The organism is Pseudomonas protegens, from assembly GCF_003732485.1.
In the GTDB taxonomy this organism is placed as follows: Bacteria; Pseudomonadota; Gammaproteobacteria; order Pseudomonadales; family Pseudomonadaceae; genus Aquipseudomonas; species Aquipseudomonas protegens_B.
In genome coordinates, this window is sequence record NZ_MOAK01000050.1 from 15,238 (window position 1) to 17,894 (window position 2,657).

The 2,657-nt window shown below is 66.1% G+C and carries 4 protein-coding genes; all 4 read right to left on the reverse strand.

What is annotated here, in order from left to right; all coding sequences use genetic code 11:
* On the reverse strand, positions 1 to 91 hold a 91-nt coding region (locus BLX41_RS35195), incomplete at its 3' end, for a hypothetical protein (RefSeq protein WP_259744782.1).
* Positions 84 to 578, reverse strand: a complete 495-nt coding sequence (locus BLX41_RS12435; RefSeq protein ID WP_123725108.1) for a DUF4381 domain-containing protein — start codon at positions 576 to 578, stop codon at positions 84 to 86. The genes BLX41_RS12435 and BLX41_RS35195, both read right to left, overlap by 8 nt.
* On the reverse strand, positions 575 to 1,516 hold the full coding sequence (locus BLX41_RS12440; protein ID WP_123725109.1) for a DUF58 domain-containing protein: 942 nt from the start codon (positions 1,514 to 1,516) through the stop codon (positions 575 to 577). The genes BLX41_RS12435 and BLX41_RS12440 overlap by 4 nt, the downstream gene beginning before the upstream one ends.
* Positions 1,517 to 1,521: 5 nt before the next feature.
* Complete coding sequence (locus BLX41_RS12445; RefSeq protein WP_003218556.1) at positions 1,522 to 2,481, reverse strand: AAA family ATPase; 960 nt, start codon at positions 2,479 to 2,481, stop codon at positions 1,522 to 1,524.
* Positions 2,482 to 2,657 lie beyond the last annotated feature (176 nt).

The window sequence follows — 2,657 nt, forward strand, 5'->3', positions numbered from 1 at the left end:
GCTCGCCGCTGTCGGCCACCGGCAGCACCAGGCGCAGCAGCCAGGGCAGCGGCAACAGGGCAAAGATCCACGGCCAGGCGAACTCAAACATGCTTGCGAATCCAGGTGTCCACCGCCTGGGTCAGGCCGGCGATGGCTTTGTCGTCGAGCTTGCACTCGGGCTTGTAGGCGCCTTCCACCAGCACCATCCAGCGGGTCAGGCCGGCGGCCGGGCAGCGGTTGTCGAGAAACGCCAGCCACTTGCGGCCATTGAGGGTGTGGCTCTGGCTGTAGGGATAGTGGTTGCGGCACAGGCGCTTGAGCAGGGCGTTGAGGGCCTGCAGCCAGGCTCCCGCCGGGGCACCGTCATAGGGCTTGGGCAACAGCGCCAGTTCTGCCAGGGCCGCCAGGCGCACCGGGTCCAGGGGTTGTTCGCTGCGTGTGCGCACGGCCTTGCGCGGCCACAGATGACGCCAGCGCCAGAGAGCGAACCCGAGCGCCGGCAGCAGCAGCGCCAGCAACCACCAGCCCGGTGCTGGCGGCCACAGGCTCACCTCCGGAGGCGGCAGCAGCGGTTGCAGTTGTTCCAGGCTGCTCATCGGCCGGCTCCCGGACGCTGCGGATTGAGGTACTCGCGCAACTGCTCGACCATCTCGCTCTGGGTGCTCAGGGGCATCAGCAGCACCCGCAGTTTTTGCGCCAGACGCTCCCAGCGGGCGATGCGTGCTTCGCTCTGGGCCCGGTAGGCCTGGCGCAGCTCGTAGTTCAGGGTGTCGAGCTCCAGCTGGGCGCCGCGCTCGGCAAAACGCAACAGGCCGGCGGCGGGCAGGGCATGATCCAGGGGATCGGACAGGGGCATCAGCAGCAGGTCGCAATGGCGTGACAGCAGGCTCAGTTGCTGCTCGGCGGCGTCGCTCAGGGCGCGCTCGTCGCAGATCACGATCACCAGGCTGCCGGGGCGCAGCACTTCACGGCCGCGCAGCAGCGCGGTGCCCAGGGCATCACGCTGGGGCTGGGCGTCGCTGTGCAGCGACTGGTTGACCCGCACCAGGCGGTTGAGCAGTTGCAACAGGCTTTGCTTGCTGCGTCGCGGTTTGATCTCGTAGTGCTCGTCGTCGCCGTAGACCAGGCCGCCGACCCGGTCGTTGTGGCCCAGTGCGGCCCAGCCGATCAGGCTCGCGGCCTGGGCCGCGAGTACCGACTTGAACATCAGCCCGGAGCCGAAGAACAGCTGGCGGCTCTGCTCGACCATGATGAAGATCGGCCGTTCGCGCTCCTCGTGGAACAGCTTGGTGTGGGGTTCCTGGGTACGGGCGGTGACCCGCCAGTCGATGGTGCGCACGTCGTCGCCGGCCTGGTAGACCCGCACCTGATCGAAGTCCACACCGCGTCCGCGCAACTTGGAGTGGTGCAGGCCGATCAGCGGGCTGCGCTGGCTGGGAGTGGAGAACAGCTGCACCTCGCGCACGCGATGGCGCATCTCGATCAGCTCGCCGAGGGTGATGCGAATGCCGGGTTCGGCAACGGACTGGGTCATGAGGGTCAGGCGACGGCAACGACGTCGAGGATGCGCTGTACCACACGGTCCTGGTCGATGCCTGCCGCTTCAGCCTCGAAGGACAGAATGATGCGGTGACGCAGCACGTCGAACAGCACGGCCTGGATGTCTTCCGGGCTGACGAAATCCCGGCCGGCGAGCCAGGCGTGGGCCCGGGCGCAGCGGTCCAGGGCAATGGAGCCGCGAGGGCTGGCGCCGTAGGCGATCCACTCGGCCATTTCCGGGTCGAACTTGGCCGGGGTGCGGGTGGCCATCACCAGTTGCACCAGGTATTCCTCCACCGCATCGGCCATGTACAGGCCGAGGATTTCCTTGCGCGCGGCGAAGATCGCCTGCTGGCTGACCCGGCGCTCGGGCTTGGTCTCGCCATTCAGCGCTTCGCCGCGGGCCTGCTGGAGAATGCGGCGTTCCACGGCCGCGTCCGGGAAACCGATCTTGACGTGCATCAGGAAGCGGTCGAGCTGGGCTTCGGGCAGGGGATAGGTGCCTTCCTGCTCGATGGGGTTCTGGGTCGCCATCACCAGAAACAGCGGCGACAGTTCATAGGTACTGCGGCCAACGCTGACCTGACGCTCGGCCATGGCCTCCAACAGCGCCGACTGGACCTTGGCCGGGGCGCGGTTGATTTCGTCGGCCAGCACCAGGTTGTGGAAGATCGGGCCTTGCTGGAACACGAAACTGCCGGTTTCCGGGCGATAGATCTCGGTGCCGGTGATGTCGGCGGGCAGCAGGTCGGGGGTGAACTGAATCCGATGGAATTGCGCTTCAATGCCTTCGGCCAACTCTTTGATGGCCTTGGTCTTGGCCAGTCCTGGAGCGCCCTCGACCAGCATGTGGCCGTCGGCGAGCAGGGCGATGAGCAAGCGCTCGATGAGTTTTTCCTGGCCGAGAATCTGCGTTGAAAGAAAGGTTCGCAGCGCCAAAAGCGCTTCACGATGTTCCATCGGTGACTGTTCCTGGAGAGGGTGCGCCCCGGGCGTTGAAATAACGTCGGGGCTGGGGGCGATACTTTAATCCATAGCGGGGGTCGGCGACTAACGGGGAAAACCTGATTTAGCCAATTAGTCGAAAAAAATCCGTGTTTTATTCAGCCCCACGCGCCGCCCCCCCCCCGGTAGGA

Bases quoted from the DNA above. Each gene is read 5' to 3' on its own strand.
- BLX41_RS12440 (WP_123725109.1), bottom strand. From the start codon at position 1,516: ATGACCCAGTCCGTTGCCGAACCCGGCATTCGCATCACCCTCGGCGAG.
- BLX41_RS12435 (WP_123725108.1), bottom strand. From the start codon at position 578: ATGAGCAGCCTGGAACAACTGCAACCGCTGCTGCCGCCTCCGGAGGTG.
- BLX41_RS12445 (WP_003218556.1), bottom strand. From the start codon at position 2,481: ATGGAACATCGTGAAGCGCTTTTGGCGCTGCGAACCTTTCTTTCAACG.